General features: G+C 61.4%; 15 protein-coding genes and 1 tRNA gene. 4 read left to right on the forward strand and 12 right to left on the reverse strand.

All coding sequences use genetic code 11. From position 1 onward, the window contains the following. Window positions 1–325: 325 nt before the first annotated feature. Both WBR57_RS26145 and WBR57_RS26150 read right to left on the reverse strand, forming a co-directional pair. Window positions 326–401: transfer RNA gene (locus WBR57_RS26145), tRNA-Asn, on the reverse strand. Window positions 402–434: 33 nt separating this feature from the next. Beyond that, window positions 435–1,358, reverse strand: coding sequence for a LysR family transcriptional regulator (locus WBR57_RS26150; protein WP_424087888.1), 924 nt, complete (start codon window positions 1,356–1,358; stop codon window positions 435–437). 100 nt (window positions 1,359–1,458) lie between these two features. Here WBR57_RS26150 and lldD point away from each other — a divergent pair, with 100 nt between their 5' ends. Further along, window positions 1,459–2,601 (forward strand): FMN-dependent L-lactate dehydrogenase LldD, encoded by a 1,143-nt coding sequence (lldD, locus tag WBR57_RS26155; protein WP_424087890.1) that lies wholly within the window; start codon window positions 1,459–1,461, stop codon window positions 2,599–2,601. Between the two features lie 281 nt (window positions 2,602–2,882). Beyond that, window positions 2,883–3,809 carry a GGDEF domain-containing protein gene (locus WBR57_RS26160; protein WP_424087892.1) on the forward strand — a complete coding sequence of 309 codons (927 nt, stop codon included), beginning with the start codon at window positions 2,883–2,885 and terminating at the stop codon, window positions 3,807–3,809. 22 nt (window positions 3,810–3,831) lie between these two features. Here the strand turns inward: WBR57_RS26160 and WBR57_RS26165 are convergent, their stop codons facing one another. The 7 genes from WBR57_RS26165 to WBR57_RS26195 all read right to left on the reverse strand — a co-directional run bounded on the left by WBR57_RS26165 (window position 3,832) and on the right by WBR57_RS26195 (window position 11,521). Continuing rightward, entirely contained in the window at window positions 3,832–4,599 is a 768-nt protein-coding gene (locus WBR57_RS26165) for a TenA family transcriptional regulator (protein ID WP_424087910.1), read from the reverse strand. A 77-nt stretch (window positions 4,600–4,676) separates the two neighbouring features. Continuing rightward, a complete protein-coding gene (locus tag WBR57_RS26170) occupies window positions 4,677–7,139 on the reverse strand; it encodes an EAL domain-containing protein (protein ID WP_424087894.1) in 2,463 nt (820 codons plus the stop codon). A 71-nt stretch (window positions 7,140–7,210) separates the two neighbouring features. Next, the gene (locus WBR57_RS26175) at window positions 7,211–9,028 is read right to left on the reverse strand and encodes an ABC transporter ATP-binding protein (RefSeq protein WP_424087896.1); all 1,818 of its coding nucleotides are present in this window, start codon (window positions 9,026–9,028) and stop codon (window positions 7,211–7,213) included. Beyond that, window positions 9,021–9,623: a DsbA family protein gene (locus WBR57_RS26180; RefSeq protein ID WP_205900053.1), complete on the reverse strand. Its 603-nt coding sequence runs from the start codon at window positions 9,621–9,623 to the stop codon at window positions 9,021–9,023. The genes WBR57_RS26175 and WBR57_RS26180 overlap by 8 nt, the downstream gene beginning before the upstream one ends. 36 nt (window positions 9,624–9,659) lie before the next feature. Then, entirely contained in the window at window positions 9,660–10,601 is a 942-nt protein-coding gene (locus WBR57_RS26185) for a rhodanese-related sulfurtransferase (protein WP_424087897.1), read from the reverse strand. 101 nt (window positions 10,602–10,702) lie between these two features. Beyond that, window positions 10,703–10,996: a BolA family protein gene (locus WBR57_RS26190; protein ID WP_424087899.1), complete on the reverse strand. Its 294-nt coding sequence runs from the start codon at window positions 10,994–10,996 to the stop codon at window positions 10,703–10,705. Window positions 10,997–11,002: 6 nt separating this feature from the next. After that, the gene (locus tag WBR57_RS26195) at window positions 11,003–11,521 is read right to left on the reverse strand and encodes a DUF2059 domain-containing protein (RefSeq protein ID WP_003236690.1); all 519 of its coding nucleotides are present in this window, start codon (window positions 11,519–11,521) and stop codon (window positions 11,003–11,005) included. Window positions 11,522–11,713: 192 nt separating this feature from the next. On the opposite strand from WBR57_RS26195, the gene WBR57_RS26200 reads away from it, so the two are divergent. Next, window positions 11,714–13,102, forward strand: coding sequence for a class II fumarate hydratase (locus WBR57_RS26200; protein WP_424087901.1), 1,389 nt, complete (start codon window positions 11,714–11,716; stop codon window positions 13,100–13,102). Here the strand turns inward: WBR57_RS26200 and WBR57_RS26205 are convergent. The 3 genes from WBR57_RS26205 to pap all read right to left on the reverse strand — a co-directional run bounded on the left by WBR57_RS26205 (window position 13,099) and on the right by pap (window position 17,139). Then, a complete protein-coding gene (locus WBR57_RS26205; RefSeq protein ID WP_424087903.1) occupies window positions 13,099–14,055 on the reverse strand; it encodes a DMT family transporter in 957 nt (318 codons plus the stop codon). The genes WBR57_RS26200 and WBR57_RS26205 overlap by 4 nt on opposite strands. Window positions 14,056–14,249: 194 nt before the next feature. Then, entirely contained in the window at window positions 14,250–15,434 is a 1,185-nt protein-coding gene (locus WBR57_RS26210; RefSeq protein ID WP_424087905.1) for a thiolase family protein, read from the reverse strand. 190 nt (window positions 15,435–15,624) lie between these two features. Beyond that, the gene (gene pap / locus WBR57_RS26215; protein WP_424087906.1) at window positions 15,625–17,139 is read right to left on the reverse strand and encodes a polyphosphate:AMP phosphotransferase; all 1,515 of its coding nucleotides are present in this window, start codon (window positions 17,137–17,139) and stop codon (window positions 15,625–15,627) included. Between the two features lie 141 nt (window positions 17,140–17,280). On the opposite strand from pap, the gene mnmD reads away from it, so the two are divergent. After that, the coding region (mnmD, locus tag WBR57_RS26220; protein ID WP_424087908.1) for a tRNA (5-methylaminomethyl-2-thiouridine)(34)-methyltransferase MnmD at window positions 17,281–18,063 on the forward strand (783 nt) is incomplete at its 3' end.

An 18,063-nucleotide genomic window follows, 5' to 3' on the forward strand; every position in this document is an offset into this window, starting at 1 on the left:
GCAGGCGATCCTGGCGATCGCGGATCAGGTCGGTGACCCCAGGCGTGTTCTGCAGGGTTGCGCCTTGGGCCATCCCGGCCGTGCTCAGGCAAAAAAAAGCGGACAGCAGGCTGAGCCTGGTCCGACGTACCAAACGCCACATTTCAACATCCCTATAATGGCCTTGTGATATTACTCGGCGGCGATAGTAGGGTGGCGTTTTGATGACGTCAATAAAATGTACAAGTTAGAGACGTCTTCATGCGTGTCACGCTATGCGCTTTGATCACCCCGGAGAAATCCAGGGCAAAAAAAAAGCCTGCATCGCTGCAGGCTTTTCTCTATCTGGCTCCACGACCTGGACTCGAACCAGGGACCCAATGATTAACAGTCATTTGCTCTACCAACTGAGCTATCGCGGAATGCGCCGTATGTTACTGATTGAAAAGGACAAGTCAAGCTTTGCGTGGCATTTCGGCGGATTCAAGCGGACGGCCGGTTGAAAGCGGCTGTTCCCTGGCAAGGTCCAGCCAGGCTCGCGCGGCTGGTGGCAGGTGGGCATTCGCGCGCCAGGCCAGGGCGATGTGCCAGTCGGTATGGGGTTCATCCAGCGGGATCAGGGCGATGTCGGCATGCTGATGCATGTGCGCCAGCATCCGTGGCAAGAAGGCGACACCCAGGCCGGCGGCGACCAGGTCGACGATGAAGTCGATCTGCCCGCTGCGCGCGGTCACCCGGGGCGTTACGCCTTTGCGTTCGCACGCGGCGAGGATCTTGGCGTTGAGGGCGAAGCCGGCTTCGAACAGTATGAACGGTGAATCGACCAGGTCGGTGAAGTCGATGCATTTGCGCCCGGCCAGCGGATGGCGGGTGGGCAGCACGGCCATCAACGGTTCATTGCGCACGGGTTGGTAGTCGAAGTCTTCATCTACCGGCAGCAACAGGGCCGCCAGGTCGACCTCCCCTGCTTCCAGGCATTCACGCAGTTTTTTGCTGCCGTATTCGGTGAGTTCGATGTCGATGTCCGGGTAGCGGCTGCGGTAGGTGGCGAACAGGGTGGCGAACAGCACACCGCAGCCCACCGGCGGCAGGCCGATGCGCAGCTGGCCGCGCTTGAGCCCGCGCAAGTCGTTGATCTCGCTCACCAGGTCGGTGTGCTCGGCGAGCAGCACCAGCGCCCGGCGGTAGGCGATTTCGCCAGCAGCGGTGAGTTCGTTGCGGTGGCCAAGACGGTTGAGCAGCGGCGTGCCGAGTTCGTCCTCCAGGGTCTTGACCGCCTTGCTCACGCTGGACTGGGTCAGAGCCACCACCTCGGCGGCCTGGGAGAAGCCACCCTGGCGTACCACTTCGACAAAAGCACGCAGTGTTCTGAGGTTCATGGTATTCCCTTAGCGACTGGCCACTAGCGATAAAAGTTGTTTTTATCATGCCAGACATTGGCTTATCGTGGGCCCACTTTGCCCTGTGGAGTCATGTTGCATGATCATCTCGTCCGCCTCCGACTACCGCGCAGCCGCCAAGCGCAAGCTGCCGCGCTTTTTGTTTGACTACATCGACGGCGGCGCCTACGCCGAACACACGATGCGCGCGAACAGTTCGGACCTGGCCGAGATCAGCCTGCGCCAGCGCATCCTGCGCAATGTCGACAACCTGAGTTTGAAAACCAGCGTGTTTGGGCAGGAGCTGGCAATGCCGGTGATCCTCAGCCCGGTCGGCCTGACCGGCATGTACGCACGGCGCGGCGAGGTGCAGGCGGCGAAGGCGGCGGCCACCAAAGGCATCCCCTTTTGCCTGTCGACGGTGTCGGTGTGTTCGATTGAAGAAGTGGCGTCGCAGAGCGCGCAATCCATCTGGTTTCAACTCTACGTGCTCAAGGACCGTGGTTTTATGCGCAATGCGCTGGAGCGAGCCCAGGCCGCCGGGGTCACCACATTGGTGTTCACCGTGGACATGCCGACCCCGGGCGCGCGCTACCGCGATGCGCACTCAGGCATGTCCGGCCCGTTCGCCGCACAGCGGCGCATGCTGCAAGCCGTGACCAAGCCGCAATGGGCGTTTGATGTAGGGCTGATGGGCCGCCCGCACGATTTGGGGAATATCTCCAAATACCTGGGCAAACCCACGCATCTGGAGGATTACATCGGCTGGCTGGCCAACAACTTCGACCCGTCGATCAGTTGGAAAGACCTGGAGTGGATCCGCGAGTTCTGGAAAGGCCCGATGATCATCAAGGGCATCCTCGACCCACAGGACGCCAAGGACGCCGTGAGTTTCGGCGCCGACGGCATCGTGGTCTCCAACCATGGCGGCCGCCAGCTCGACGGTGTGCTGTCTACCGCCAAGGCTTTGCCGGCGATTGCCGAAGCCGTGGGCGATGACCTGACGGTGCTGGTGGACTCGGGCATCCGGTCCGGGCTGGACGTGGTGCGCATGCTCGCCCTCGGCGCCAAGGCTTGCCTGCTGGGCCGCGCGAGCGCTTACGCATTGGCCGCAGATGGCCAGCACGGGGTGGAAAACCTGTTGGATATCTTCGCCAAGGAAATGCGCGTGGCCATGACGCTGACCGGTGTCACGTCAATCGACCAGATTGACCCTACCACTCTGGTGCAACCAGCCAAATAACTGACGTCACTGTTCGACGAGTGTTTTTAAGTTAAAAAACAGTCGTTGATTTACAAGGAGTTATTTTTATTTAAACAAAATGGCATGAATCTCGCTCTAACCCTTCCCAAGCAGGTTGAGCGATGACAAGACGTGCGGCAGTGCCCAGGGGTTATAACCCTCTGGAAAGCGGTTTAAACTGTTACCAATGTTTTACGGAACTGAAGGAACAGTTAGACGCTTGGCATTCGCCACTCTCATCGAGCCTGTAAGACAGCTAAGTGCTTAGAGGCCGTACGCTTATGAAAACACCAACCCAGACCAACGCAATTGACTTCGACAGTGCCAAATTGCAACGACTGGGCTTTGGTCAGCCAACGCTCCTCCCGCGCCGTCCCACGACCGTTACCCAACTCCGCCAGCAACTGGGCATGCAACTGCAGACCAGCCTGGAACCGGAGCGCATCCTCGCGGTGTTCTTCCGTGAGATCCAGCGCCTGGTGCCGCTGGACGCTTTGCAATACCGCCATGACGCCAGCGATTTGCGCCTGGAGTTCGGCCACCGCGGCCACCATTCGGTGAGCTACAGCCTGAGCCATGAAGGCGAGCACCTCGGCGAGCTGATCTTTCGCCGCAACCAGCGCCTGGTGGAAGAGGAACTCGGCCAGCTTGAATCATTGCTGTCGACTCTGCTCTACCCAATGCGCAACGCCCTGCTCTACCGTGCCGCCACACGCAGCGCGCTGCGCGACCCGTTGACCGAGACCGGCAACCGCATTGCCATGGACCAGACGCTGCAACGCGAAATCGATATGGCGCGCCGGCACCTGCACCCTTTATCGCTGTTGATGCTCGACATCGACCATTTCAAAGTCATCAACGATACCCACGGCCATGCTGCGGGCGATAGCGTCCTGCGCGCGGTCGCCGCAGCGATCAAGAGCCAGTTGCGGAACGTGGACATGGTGTTTCGGTTTGGCGGGGAAGAGTTTCTGATCCTGCTCTCCAACACCGGTCGCGATGCGGCTGCGATGGTCGGTGAGCGTCTGCGCCAGGCGGCGCAAGCCAAGGACTATTGGGCGGACGGCACACGGATCGACTTGACGGTAAGCCTGGGCTGCTCGACCTTATTGGCCGCCGAGTCTGCCGATAGCCTGCTGCGCCGGGCCGACAATGCCTTGTACGTGGCCAAGCGCGAAGGCCGCAACCGCTTGGCAATGGCGGGGTAAACACCCCGCCATCACGGTTCCATCAGGCTTCGCTGGCAATGCGGGCCTGGCGCTCGCGCGCAACCACTGGCGCCTTTTCTTTCTCGAGGCGCATGCAGCTTTCCAGGAACAGGTACATGTAGTCGTAGCTCTTGCACACGGCCTGGCGCAGCTCTGCCTGCAGAGCCTTGCTCGGGTTCATCCCGGCCAGGGTGCAGATGATTTCCAGGGCTTCCCAAGGGTGTGCGTCATCGTACTGGGCATGCATTTTCAGCCACTTCATCGCGCGCTTGCGGTCTTCCTCCGGGAAAGCTGCCGCGTAGACACCGGTGGAACACACCACCGCAGACCACTCCCCGGTCGCGCCTTCGATGGCGTAGTTGGTCGCGGCGATAGCCACGATCAGCGAGTCGGCGGAGCTTGTGTGCCAGCACCAATGGCTCAATGCGTGCAGCTCTGGCGGAACGTTCTGTGCCTGCAACTCTTCCAGGCTGACGCCGTGGGCACGCGCCCAGTGCACCCAATAGTCGGCGTGGTTGAGTTCCACGCGAATATTGCGCATCAGCCAACGCCGCGCCATATCCTCCCCAGGATGGCGGGCAAACTTGGTCTTGGTGAGGTTCTGTGCCATGTACAAGGCAAACTGTTCCACCACGGGCCAGCCACCGATCAGGTAGTGGCGCATGGTCTTGGCGCTGAGCGTGTTGTCACGCATGCGCTGGTACAGTTCGTGTTCGACAACACGCCGCTTGCTCTCGCTACAGTCCTGGATGAGTTGCTGCGCCCAGGCGGGGTAACTCGAGGCTTCCATAAGCGGGCCGGTTCTGTTGAATGTGTCGATCACTGTCGGGCTCCTTTTCAAGTGTGATTTACAGACCAGCAAATGTTTCAGCGGAATGTGCCGGGCGCCTTGAACAACAGAGGCTGCGGCCGCACAGGTCGACACTGCAAGCTATCAAAGGTAAACAATTGCGGGCGTTCAATCAGGTAGCCCTGAGCGTAGTCCACACCGATCTCGAGTAACGCCTGTTCGATCTGCGGTGTTTCGACAAACTCTGCAATTGTGCGCTTACCCATGACGTGGCCGATGTGATTGATCACTTCAACCATCGCGCGGTTAATCGGGTCGTCCAGCATATCCTTTACGAAACTTCCATCGATCTTCAGGAAGTCTACAGGTAAATGTTTGAGATAAGCGAATGAGGACATTCCGGCACAAAAGTCATCCAGGGAGAAATGACAACCTAACGCTTTGAGTTCATCAATAAAGCGGATCGCACTGCCCAAATTTGCAATGGCGCTGGTTTCAGTAATTTCAAAACAGATCATTTTCGGCGGGATACTGTAAGTGTGAAATTTCTCACGCAAGAATCCGAGAAAGTCTTCATCACCAATAGTGATGCCTGACAGATTGATCGCACACATGGCCATGGGCCGGCCTGGGCGCTCGTGCATGCAACGGGCGATCAGTTTGAATACGTTCTCGACCACCCAGCGGTCGAGCGAGGTCATCAAGCCGTAACGTTCAGCGGCCGGGATAAAGCTGTCCGGCAGGATAATGCGGCCAGCCTCATCATGCAGGCGCAGCAGGATTTCGATATGCCCGTCGCCGCCTTCGGTCTGCCCCAGGGGTGAAATTTCCTGGGCATACAGGCAAAACCGGTTCTCTTCCAAGGCCATGTGCAGGCGCTGCACCCAGGCCATTTCACCAAAGCGCAGGGACAGTTCCGAGTCATCGGAGTGGTACACCTGCACGCGGTTGCGGCCTTTTTCCTTGGCCATGTAGCACGCCATGTCGGCGGCACGCAGCGAAGTTTCCAGGGTGGTCGGGGTGTGCGAGATATGCACCAGCCCGATACTGACCGTGGTCATGAATGGCCGGCCTTTCCATACAAAGTGCAGGCTTTGCACGGTATGGCGCAGGCTCTCGGCGATCTTTTCTGCCACGGGTGCCGGACAGTTCTCCAGCAAAATACCGAACTCATCACCGCCCAGCCGGGCCAGGGTGTCACCTTCACGCAGGTCCGATTGCAGCAGCGCGCAGATGTGCCGCAGCAACTCGTCGCCTGCAGCATGCCCGCAGGTGTCGTTGACCAGCTTGAACTGGTCCAGATCGAGAAACATCAACGCATGTCGCCCGCTCGGCGCGCCACCGGCCGGGTGCAACACCTGCTCCAGGCGGAACTCGAATTCGCGACGGTTGCCCAGGCCGGTCAAGGCGTCATGGGTCGCCTGCCACGACAGGTTGGCAATGTATTGACGCTCCTGGGTCATGTCGTGCAGCACCAGCACGGCACCGGTGACCTTGCCGGCACTGCGGATCGGCGCGCCCACCAGGGTCACCGACACCGTGCTGCCATCCAGGCGCTGGATGGTTTTCGAATGCTCGCTGCCGCCGCTGAGCTGGCCTTTGACGATGTGTTCGATCAAGGTAAAACCGTCGGGCTGGGCATTGTCATCCAGCAGGTTGAACAAGGCCGCCAGGGGCAAACCCTGAGCCTGGGCCGACTTCCAATGGGTCAGCGCCTCGGCTGCCGGGTTCATGTAGGTGATGGCGCCGTCGACATCGGTGGTGATCACTCCGTCGCCAATCGATTCCAGGGTGATCTGCGCACGCTCCCTCTCCTCCTGCAGGGCATGGGCGAACGCATGGCGTTGGGTCAGCAGCTTGTGGGTCCGCAACAATGCCAGCACGATCAGGCCCAGGGCGGTCGCCAGGTTGGTGATCAACAGCAGCCGCAGGATCATCCGCGAGCCTTCGCCCAGGGCATCGCTGAAGGCCTTGGCGGCGGGGGTCACGCCGTCGTTGATGGCGATGATGTGGGCTTTCCATTGCTGCACATCGTTGGCATTCACCTGGTCACGGCTGATCGCTTCATGCATCTCCCTGGCCAGGCTATCCAATTGGACCAGGTAACCATCGCCGACGGTCCACAGCTCGATGGCTTTCTCCAGGTAGCTGAAATGCCGGAAATTGAGGTAAAGCCAGATCAGGCTGGAGACGTCATCCGGGTGGTTGCCGCCCTTGAGGATGCCCAGGCGCGCAGCGCTGAGATCGGGCGTGGAGCGGTCCAGGGCAATACGCAGCTCATGCCCGCCCTGGGGCACGGCAATCGCTTGCTGGTATTTGAGGTAAGTGGTTTCGTCACGATTATCGGCGTAGAGCGTCAGGTAATAGATCGCGTCCTTCTGGCCCTTGGACCACAGGCTTTCACCAGCCACATAGCCGCGCACGGCTGAAAGTACGTAAAGACTGACGCAGCCCAATAACGCCTGTAACAACACGACGGCGATAAAGGGCCACACAATGCCCAATAACCGCGGGGTTCCGAGAGTCCGCTTCTGCTTCATGAAGTCCCTTGCACATGCACTGCCTGATACGCACGCGAAAATACGCTTCCGATAGCTAAGCCTAGGCTAAATCAGCGCACTTGCTGCAAGTGTCCATATAGCTTGGCGTACAGGCCGCCATCGGCAATCAACTGCTGATGATCACCATCCTCTGCAATGTGACCGCCGTCGAACACTAATACTCGATCTGCCTGCTTAACCGCCGACAGACGGTGGGCGATGATCAGGGTAGTACGGCCGCTGAGGAACCGCGCCAACGCCTGGTGCAGGTTGTATTCAGTGGCGGCGTCCAGGGCAGAGGTGGCCTCGTCGAGGATGACCACCTTAGGCTCGGCCAGCACCATGCGCGCAATTGCCAGGCGCTGGCGCTGCCCACCGGAAAACCGCACGCCGGACCGCCCCACCACACTGTCCAACCCCAGTGGCAGCGCCTTGACGGTCGCATCCAGCTGGGCGATTTCCAGGGCCTGCCAGCAGGCCTGGTCGCTGCGCTCACGGCCCATGGTCAGGTTGGCGCGCACGGTGTCGTTGAACAGCGCCGGGTGTTGCAGCACCACCGCGACGTTTTCGCGAATAGTCGCAAGGCCGATCGCCTGTTGGGTCGCGCCACCAAACCGGATGCTGCCGGCCAGCGGCGTATACAACCCGAGCAACAGTTGCACCAGGGTACTTTTGCCGCCGCCACTGGCGCCGACAATCGCGACTTTCTCACCAGGGGCGATGGTCAGGTTCAACTGGTCGAGCACCAGGTCCTCGCCGTAGCCGAAATTCAGCCCGCGCACTTCGATGCCTACGGTTTCTTGCCCGGTAAACGGGTCTTCGCCGCCGGCATATTGCGGCTCGTCGGCCCGTGCCAGCAGCTCGTTGATCCGTGTCACCGCCCCGCCCGCCGCGTAGTAGGCGTATTGCAGGTTCAGCAGTTGCTCCACCGGGCCGATCATGAACCACAGGTAGCTGAACACCGCGAGCATCTGGCCGATCGACAGGTCGGAAAACAGCACGGTGAGCATCGCCGCCGCACGGAAGATGTCGATACCGAACTGGAACAGCAGTCCACTGGCCCGGCTGGACGCGTCGGTTTTCCATTGCGAGTGGATGGCGTAGTCGCGCACTTCCCGGGCCCGCTGGCCAAGGCGTCCGAGAAAGAAGCCCTGGCGGTTGCCGGCGCGCACTTCCTGGATAGCATCGAGGGTTTCAGTCAGCGCCTGGGTGAAGCGCGACGTGCTGTCGTTTTCCAGTTTCTTCAGGTGTTTGACGCGTTTGCCCAGTTGCACCGTGGCGTAGATCACCAGCGGGTTGAACAGCAGGATCAGCAACGCCAACTGCCAATGCATCCACACCAGGATCGCCGACGTGCCGACCAGCGTGAGCATCGCCACCAGGAAGCGGCTGAGGGTTTCGCCGACGAATTTGTCCAGCGTATCCAGGTCGGTGACCAGGTGCGTGGTGACCGTGCCGCTGCCCAGGCTTTCATACTCGCCCAGTGAGATACGCTTGAGGCGCTCGATCAGGCGCACGCGGATGCGATACACAATGTCCTTGGCCAGCCGCGCAAACAGCCGCGCCTGCACCACGTTGAACACCAGCGCGCCGCAGCGCAGCAACAGGGTCACCAGCAGCATCAGGCCGATATACCCGGCAGCCTTCTGCCAGCCCAGGGGCAGTGCGTGGTTCATGACTTTGAGCGCGGCATCGCCATGGCCCAGCAGCACCTCGTCCACCAGCAACGGCAACAGCAGGGGGATGGGCACACTGCACAGGGTCGCCAGCACGGCGACACTGTTGGCGATCCACAGGGATTTTTTGTGACGCAGGGCCAGGCGGCGGATCTCCGCCCAGGTCAGTCGGTCGGCGCGCTTGGCAGGCTCAAGGTCGGGCTGGTCATACACAGGTGGCTCGCTCCAACCAGCGGGCCAGCAACGGCGACAACTCTGACAGCGGCTGGTAGCCATTGGTCAGCAACGCCAACTGACCATTGCGTTCCGCCAGCAGGGTCGGGAAACCGGCGATGCCCAGGTCCTGCACCCAGGTGAAATCGGCGGCGGTGGCGGCGTGCTGCTCGGCGCGGTCGAACGCGCCGGCAAACTCGATGCGCGGTATGCCCGCCTCTTCGGCCAACTCCACCAGCACACCGGCCAGGGTCACGTCACGGCCCTCGATATAAAACGCACGCTGGATCAACCCCAGCAATTTCCAGGCGCAATCCGGCGCCAGGCTGCGCGCGGTGACGATGGCGCGGCACGCCGGCTCGGTGTCATACACAAAGCCGTCGGGCAACGCACCCTCACGCTTGAACGGCTGGCCGGTGGCCTCGGTAACTGCCTGCCAGTGCTCAAGGATGTAGCGCCGGGTGGTCGGTTCCAACGCTGCGCCGCTGCCGGTGCGCAAGCCGCCCACCACCAGGTGCAGCTCCACGCCGGCCGCGTGGGCCTGCTCCACCAATGCCTCGGCCACCGGGGCAAACCCCCAGCACCAGGAACACATCGGGTCCATTACATAGAGCAGGCGCGCGGACATGGCTCAAGCCTCGGAAGGTGATTGCTTATAGTTGAAGCCAATCGGGTGCGGCATGTTGCGGGCCTTGGCCAGCTCAATCTGCTTTTGCCGGTCAATCGCGCTGCGACGGGTCTTCTCCGGCAGCTTATCCCAGCAATGCGGGCAACTGATGCCAGCCACGTAGTGCTCGGATGCACGGTCTTCTACGCTGACCGGTGTGCGGCAGGCGTGACATTGATCGTAGTCGCCTTCGGTCAAGTCGTGGCGCACGGTTACGCGATTGTCGAATACAAAGCAGTCGCCCTGCCACTTGGTCTCTTCCTGCGGCACCTCTTCGAGGTACTTCAAGATGCCGCCCTTGAGGTGGTAGACCTCGTCGAAGCCCTCGCTGAGCATGTAGCTCGAGGCTTTTTCGCAGCGAATGCCGCCGGTGCAGAACATGGCGACTTTCTTGTGCTTGGCCGGGTCGAAGTTGGCTTTGATGTAGTCTGGAAATTCGCGAAAACTGGTGGTTTTCGGGTCGATTGCGCCTTCAAAGGTGCCGATCGACACTTCGTAGTCGTTACGCGTGTCGATCAGCAGCACTTGCGGGTCGCTGATCAGCGCGTTCCAGTCCTGCGGGTCGACATAGGTGCCGACTTTTTTGTTCGGGTCGACGCCTTCGACGCCCAGGGTCACGATCTCTTTCTTCAGCTTGACCTTGGTGCGATAGAAGGGCTGCTCGTCGCAATAGGATTCTTTGTGGTCGATGTCGACCATGCGCGGGTCGTTCTTGAGCCAGGCCATCAGGCCATCAATGCCTTCGCGGCTGCCGGAAACGGTGCCGTTGATGCCTTCTTCGGCGATCAGCAAGGTGCCTTTGATGCCGTTGTCGACCATCGCCTGCAGCAGTGGTTCACGCAGGGCGACGTAATCTTCGAGGGTGACGAACTTATACAGTGCCGCCACGACAATCGGTTGAGTCATGGGTGTTCTCTCCAGGTGGCTACCCTCGTAAGGGGTGAACCGGATGCAAAAAAAACGCGCCGGCTAAGCGGCGCGTTGCGGATTCTATCAGGGATAACCCATCAATGTCCGCCGGCGCAGGTCGGCGAGGCCGGGGCTGCGTCGATTTTCGCCCATTCTTCGGGCGTGTAGGTATGCAGCGCCAGCGCATGAAATTCGCTCATCAGGTCACCCAGGGTGGCGTAGACCTTCTGATGACGCTTGACGCGGTTAAGCCCCTCGAACTGCTGGCTGACCAGCACGGCCTTGAAGTGGGTCTGCAACCCACGGCTGTGCATGTGGCTTTCGTCCAGCACGCTCAAATGGTCCGGGACCAGGGCGCCAAGCGCCGTTTCGATACGCTGTTGCATGGTCATTCCTGCTTACTTCTTCTTGGCCGGGGCGGCGGCTTTCGGCGTCAGCTCGTTGGTCATGTCTTCCAACAGCTTGTTCACCACCGGCACGGCGCTTTCCAGCTTGGCCTGGGTCATCTGGGCCGATTGCTGGGTCAGTTGCGGCATTTTTTCCAGGACTTTCTTGCCCAGTGGCGACTGGTAGAACGCAACCAGGTCCTTGAGCTCGGATTCGCTGAAGTTGGTGGTGTAGAGCTTGACCATGTCCGGTTTCAGCTTCGGCCAGCCAATGGCCTGGTCCAGGGCGGCGTTGGCCTTGGCCTGGTAGCTGTCGAGTACCGACTGCTTGGCGGCAGGCGCCTTGGTCTGTTCGAAACGCTGGGCGAACATTTGCTGCACTTGCATGTACACCGGAGTACCCAGCTTGTCGGCATGGGCCAGGGTAAGGAACGCTTCGGCACTGGCGTTGTGGCTGGCGGTATCGGCAAAAACCTGGCCGCTGGCGCAAACCAGAGCAACCGCGGTACAGATGGCACGAAGACGGGTCATCGAGTTTCCTTTCTAGCTGGCGAGGTAATACCCCAAGGGCGACCATTCTGCGCCTAAAAAACGCCAGGGCTCAACCCCACGCCTTGTAGGGCTTGGCTTTTTGGGACTTCTACCCGATGAAAAGTCTTTTAGGGAACCCCATGGGCCCATCAGGGCCTAAACTGCGCAAACGAACCTGAAGGAGAGTGCCCGATGAGCCGTATCGAAACCGACAGCCTGGGAGAAGTCGCCGTCCCGGATGACGCGTACTGGGGCGCACAGACCCAACGTTCGTTGGTCAACTTCGCCATCGGCGAGCAGCGCATGCCCCTGGCGGTGTTGCACGCCCTGGCCCTGATCAAGAAAGCCGCTGCACGGGTCAACGACCGCAACGGCGACCTGCCCGCCGACATCGCCCGCCTGATCGAACAGGCCGCCGACGAGGTGCTCGCCGGCCAGCATGACGACCAATTCCCGCTGGTGGTCTGGCAGACCGGCAGCGGCACGCAAAGCAACATGAACGCCAATGAAGTGATCGCCGGCCGCGCCAACGAGCTGTCCGGCCAGCCGCGCGGCGGCAAGAGCCCGGTGCACCCCAACGATCACGTGAATCGCTCGCAAAGCTCCAATGACTGCTTCCCCACGGCGATGAGCATCGCCGCCGTGCAGGCCGTGAACCAGCAGCTGCTGCCGGCGATTGCCACGCTTTGCGGGGGGCTGGCGGAGTTGGCCGCGCGGCATATGAAACTGGTGAAGACTGGCCGCACTCACATGATGGATGCAACGCCGATCACCTTTGGCCAGGAAGTCTCAGCGTTTATTGCCCAGCTGGATTACGCCGAACGTGCCATCCGCAGCGCCCTGCCTGCCGTGTGCGAGCTGGCCCAGGGCGGCACCGCCGTCGGCACCGGGCTCAATTCGCCGCATGGTTTTGGCGAGGCGATTGCCTCCGAGCTGGCGGCGCTGTCGGGCCTGCCGTTTGTCACCGCCCCCAACAAGTTCGCCGCGCTCTCGGGCCATGAGCCGCTGGTGACGCTGCATGGCGCGCTGAAAACCCTGGCCGTGGCCCTGATGAAAATCGCCAACGACCTGCGTCTGCTGGGCTCCGGCCCACGCGCCGGGCTGGCCGAAGTCAAGCTGCCGGCCAACGAGCCCGGCAGCTCGATCATGCCGGGCAAGGTCAACCCGACCCAGTGCGAGGCGCTGTCGATGCTGGCCTGCCAGGTATTGGGCAACGACGTGACCATCGGCATTGCCGCCAGCCAAGGGCATTTGCAGTTGAACGTCTACAAGCCGGTGATTATCCACAACCTGCTGGAGTCGATCCGCCTGTTGGCCGATGGCTGCAACAACTTCCAGGAGCACTGCATTGCCGGCCTCGAACCCGACGCCGAGCAAATGGCCGAGCACCTGGAGCGCGGGTTGATGCTGGTGACGGCGCTCAACCCGCATATCGGCTACGACAAATCGGCGCAGATCGCCAAGAAGGCCTACGCCGAAGGCCTGACGCTACGCCAGGCCGCGCTGGACCTGGGCTTTCTCACCGACGCCGAGTTCGACCAGTGGGTGCGCCCGGAAAACATGCTCGAAGCCGGGCATTAAGACGCCATGCGTAATCGCCGGGCCTTGAGCCCGGCGAGCAACGATGGTGCCAACGCGACGGCTGCCGAGCCCATCACCACCACCAACGCGCCGAAATACCCCAGGGCGTTGATCGCTTCGGCCTGCACGTAATCCGGCCACAGCCACGCGGCCAGCGCCACCGCCACAAACGTCACCAAGGGCGTGAGAGCCAGGGTCGCACTCACCCGCGAGGCTTCCCAATGCGCCAAGGCTTCGGCAAATGCGCCATAGGCCACCAGCGTATTCATGCAGCACGCCAGCAGCAGCCAGCCTTGCAGCGGGCTCAGTTGCAGGGCTTCGAGCGGGTGCGCCCACGGCGTGAGCAGCACCGCGCAGGAGAGGTAGATCACCATCATCACTTGCAGCGAATTCCACACCGTCAGCAATTGCTTCTGGCCCAAGGCGTAGAACACCCAGATCGACGTGGCGAGCAGGATGGTCAGCACCCCGGCGGTGTAGGTGCCGACGGACGTGAGCAACTCCTCAAGGCGCTGGTTGAAGAACAGGCCGAAGCCCACCACCAACACCACTAACCCGAGCACCTGCCCACGGCTGAAACGCTCCTTGAACACGAACACGCTGGCGATCATCAAAAAGATCGGGCCCATTTGCACCACCAGCTGTGCGGTGCCGGGGCTGAGCATCTTCAAGCCCACCAGGTACAGCACGTAGTTGCCCACCAGGCCGCACACCGCCATCGCCACCAGCCAGCCGCCTCTGGGGCCCAGCACTTTACGGCTGGGCAGGCGCTTGGTCGCCGCCAGGTACAGGAACAGGCAACCGCCGGCCACCGTCAGGCGAAACCAGGTGACGGTGACCGGGTCCATCACTTGCAGAACCTGTTTGAGTTTGATCGGCAGAATGCCCCAAAGGAACGCGGTCAGCAGGGTCAAGCCAAAGCCGTAGACCCAGCGACCGGAAGAGATGTGCATGAGTGCCCCTGAATACCTGAGGAAGTGGAGCCGGCATTCTAGGGGCAAGCGAACGATCCGGGATACGCCGCAGTTCGAAATGTCGGAGCGGGCTTGCTCGCGAATGCGCAGTGTCAGCCAGCAAGTGCATAACTGATTGAGCGCTTTCGCGAGCAAGCCCGCTTCCACATTTGATCCGCTTCCCCCAGTGATAACTAGCGGACGGCTTCGAAGAGCCCCGTCGCCCCCATACCGCCGCCCACGCACATGGTGACGATGCCATAGCGCAGATTGCGCCGCTGCAACTCACGCACCAGATGCCCGACCTGCCGTGAGCCGGTCATGCCGAAGGGGTGGCCGATGGAGATCGAGCCGCCGTTGACGTTGTACTTGGCGTTGTCGATGTCCAGGCGATTGCGCGCGTACAGGCACTGCGACGCGAACGCCTCGTTGAGCTCCCACAGGTCGATATCCGCCACCTGCAGGCCGCGCGCCTTGAGCAGCTTGGGTACCGAGAACACCGGGCCGATGCCCATCTCGTCCGGTTCGCAACCGGCTACGGCGAACCCGCGGAAAAACGCCTTGGGCTTGAGCCCCAGCTCCAGGGCTTTTTCCAGGCTCATCACCAGGGTCATCGAGGCACCGTCGGACAGCTGCGACGAGTTGCCCGCCGTCACCGAGCCGTCCTCGGCGAATACCGGCTTCAACCCGGCGAGGCTGGCCAAGGTGGTGTCGGGGCGGTTGCAGTCATCGCGGTCGACCACACCCTCGAGGATCTGCACCGCGCCGCTGGTCTTGTCCTCGACCTTGTACTTGACGGCCATCGGCACGATTTCATCGTCAAACACGCCATCGGCCTGGGCTTGCGCCGTGCGCTGCTGGCTTTGCAGGGCGTAGAGGTCCTGTTCTTCACGGCTGACGTTATAGCGGCGGGCGACGATTTCAGCGGTCTGGCCCATGGGGAAGTAGATGCCGGGCACCTGCTCTTTTAGCAGCGGATTGATCAGGTTATCGGTGTTAACGCTCTTCATGGTCAGGCTGATCGACTCGACGCCACCGGCGACAATGATGTCGCTGCAACCCGAGGCGATCTGGTTGGCCGCAATCGCAATCGCCTGCAGGCCCGACGAGCAGAAACGGTTGAGGGTCATGCCGGCGGTGCCGGTGCCCAGTTGCGACAGCACCGCCACATTGCGCCCGATGTTGTAGCCCTGGGCGCCTTCGTTGGAGCCGGCACCGACGATGCAGTCTTCGACGCTAGCCGGGTCGATACCGTTACGGGTCAGCAGCGCGTTGACGCAATGGGCCGCCATGTCGTCCGGGCGGGTCTGGTTGAACTTGCCGCGAAAAGATTTGGCCAAGCCGGTTCGCACACTGTCGACGATCACTACTTCACGCATGGGCTACCTCGATCTTGTGGTTGTTGGGAGATGGATCGAGCATAGATCCAGCTGATTCCAACCGCGACGATCATTCACCCGGCGTATGCAAAAGCATGAGCGCCCTGGGTCCCGTAGCCTGCACGGTCATTGTGGTGAGCAGGCTTGCCACAGGAAACCTGCTCACTAAGGAAGACTCATCCCAAAGGCCCTATTTCTTTTTCTTCTTGTCGTGCTTGTCGGTTTTCTCGAACGCTTCTTCCAGCGCGCGGTTGATGGTGCGCAGCACCTTGACCCGCGCCCAGCGTTTGTCATTGGCTTCCACCAGGGTCCAGGGCGAGACTTCGGTGCTGGTGCGGTCGACCATGTCGCCCACGGCGGCGCGGTAGTCGTCCCACTTTTCGCGGTTGCGCCAGTCGTCTTCGGTGATCTTGAAGCGCTTGAAAGGGATTTCCTCACGCGCCTGAAAACGCTCCAGCTGGGTCTGTTTGTCGATGGCCAGCCAGAACTTGACCACGATCACGCCGGCGTCGCGCAGTTGCTCTTCGAAGTCGTTGATCTCGCCGTAGGCGCGCATCCAGTCGGCGGTTGTACAGAACCCTTCGATGCGCTCCACCAGCACGCGGCCGTACCAGGAGCGGTCGAACACCGTGAACATCCCGCGCGCCGGGATTTTCTGCCAGAACCGCCACAGGTAAGGCTGGGCGCGCTCATCCTCGGTGGGCGCGGCAATCGGCACGATGTGGTACTGACGCGGGTCGAGCGCCGCTGCCACGCGCCGGATCGCCCCGCCCTTGCCGGCCGCATCATTGCCTTCAAACACAGTGACCAGCGCGTGCTTGCGCATGCGTTTGTCGCGCATCAGGCCAGAGAAGCGTGCCTGTTCGGTAATCAGTTGTTCTTCGTAATCGTCCTTGTCCAGGCGCAGGGTCATGTCGAGGCTGTTGAGCAGGCTCATCTGGTCGACGGAAGACGGCAAGGGTGCCGGGTTCATGCCACTGGGCTTGCCCTTGGGCAGCTTCAGTGCATTTTGCAGGCCTTCGAGCAGGATCTTGCCCACAGTGAGACCGCGGTAATGCGCATCCACGCCTTCGATCACATGCCACGGTGCGTAGTCACGGCTGGTACGGCGCAGGATGCGCTCGCCAAAATGCACAAACTTGTCGTAAGTCTTTGACTGCTGCCAGTCCAGCGGGCTGATGCGCCAGCTGTGTAACGGGTCGTCGGCCAGCGCCTTGAGCCGCGCCTTCATTTGCTTCTTGGACAAGTGGAACCAGAACTTGAAGATCAGCGCGCCTTCGTCGCACAGCATCTTCTCCAGGCGCTCGGCACCGGCGATGGCCTGGTCGAGGCGTGCGTCCTTGATCTCGCCATGCACCCGGCCCTGCAGCATCTGGCTGTACCAGTTGCCGAAAAAGACCCCCATGCGGCCTTTGGCCGGCAGCTGGCGCCAGTAGCGCCAGGCCGGTGGACGCGCCAGTTCTTCGTCGGTCTGCTGGTCAAAGGTGCGCACCTCGATCAGCCGCGGGTCCATCCATTCATTAAGCAACTTGACGGTTTCACCCTTGCCCGCGCCTTCGATGCCGTTGATCAGGATGATCACCGGAAAGCGCTTCTGCTGTTGCAGCTCGTACTGCACCTCCAGCAAGGCTTCGCGCAGGGCCGGGACTTCGGCGTCGTAGGTGTCTTTGTCGATGGCGTGACCGATTTCGGCAGATTCGAACATGGGCGGCTCCGTTCCAGAATTCAGCAAGACTAGCGGATTGGGCAACGCCGCGTGGTAGGAAATTCCCTTGCGACTTGCCATGGATCAATGCACAGCGGGTTGATCGGCTAGAATGGCCGCCTTGCCTTTACCGAGCCGCCCATGAACCCCGTAACCCACGCCCAACTCGACTGGGATGACCAAGGCCGCCCGCACTCGCGGGTGTTCGATGACGTGTACTTTTCCGACCAGTCGGGCCTTGAAGAAACCCGCTACGTGTTCCTCCAGCAGAACCGTTTGCAGGAGCGGTTTGCCGCGCTGGCGGATGGCGCGCGACTGGTGATCGGCGAAACCGGCTTTGGCACCGGCCTGAATTTCCTATGTGCCTGGCAACTGTTCGAACAACACGCCGCGCCGGGCGCACGCCTGCATTTTGTGAGCGTGGAAAAGTACCCGCTGAGCCACGCCGACCTGCAACGCGCCCTCGCCCTCTGGCCGGAACTCAGCCCCCTTGCCGATCAGTTGCTGGCGCAATACATCGCCATTCACCAAGGCTTCCAGCGCCTGGTACTGGCTCAAGGCCGTGTGACCCTGACCCTGCTGATCGGCGACGCGCTGGAGCAATTGCCGCAACTGGACGCGCAAATTGATGCGTGGTTTCTCGACGGCTTTGCCCCGGCGAAAAACCCCGACATGTGGACCGCCGAGCTGTTCGCCGAACTGGCGCGGCTGGCGGCGCCCGGCTCGACCATCAGCACCTTCACCAGCACCGGCTGGGTACGCCGGCTGATCAATGCGGCCGGGTTCAAGATGAAGCGCACGCCGGGTATCGGCCACAAGTGGGAGATCCTGCGCGGTGAGTTCCTCGGCTGGCCGGCCGAAACACCGGCACCTGCCGTGATCAAACCCTGGTTTGCCCGCCCTGCCCCGCCGGCCGGCGAGCGC

The sequence above is a fragment of the Pseudomonas sp. genome, assembly GCF_049590575.1.
Lineage (GTDB): Bacteria > Pseudomonadota > Gammaproteobacteria > Pseudomonadales > Pseudomonadaceae > Aquipseudomonas.